The sequence below is a fragment of the Alcanivorax sp. HI0044 genome (assembly GCF_001634945.1).
Window position 1 is genome coordinate 1 of record NZ_LWEZ01000632.1, and the last position, 567, is coordinate 567.

Consider the following 567-nt stretch of genomic DNA (forward strand, 5'->3'; position numbering starts at 1 on the left):
CGACAAAGCAACAACAGCAATGTTCTGGTGGAAATCTTCGATCCCAATGTCTGCCGCACCCCCAGCATTGCCGAGATCCGCAAGGTCATCAGCGCTACCGAGGCAGAGGCCCGCGTCTGCCTCTGCCTGCTCAAGGGAACCAACACCGCCGAAGCGGCCGAACAACTGGAATTGGCCATCAGCACCATTCGCACCAACATCAAATCATTGCTGCAAAAGAACAACTTCCGCCGACAGGTAGACCTGATCACGCACCTGATGCGGATTTGTTCTTAAGCTTTCCGGTGCCCATAAAAAAGGCGGCCATTGGGCCGCCTTTTGTATTTTGCGTGGCTTATTCCCACTCAATCGTCGCCGGTGGCTTGGACGAGATATCGTAGGTCACCCGGCTGATGCCCGGAATTTCGTTGATGATGCGGCTGGAGACCAGTTCCAGGAATTCATAGGGCAGATGCGCCCAGCGGGCCGTCATGAAGTCGATGGTTTCCACCGCACGCAGAGCCACCACATATTCGTAGCGACGGGCATCGCCTACCACGCCCACTGACTTGACCGGCAGGAACACGG

Annotated in this window: 1 protein-coding gene and 1 pseudogene; one reads left to right on the forward strand and one right to left on the reverse strand. The window is 56.4% G+C overall.

Annotated features, from left to right (window positions below):
• A partial coding sequence (locus tag A3730_RS07590; protein WP_197477360.1) for a hypothetical protein occupies positions 1-276 on the forward strand: 276 nt, incomplete at its 5' end.
• A gap of 58 nt (positions 277-334) precedes the next feature.
• On the opposite strand, the pseudogene A3730_RS07595 reads toward A3730_RS07590, so the two are convergent.
• Positions 335-567, reverse strand: a pseudogene (locus A3730_RS07595) (GMP synthase (glutamine-hydrolyzing)); the annotation flags it as partial.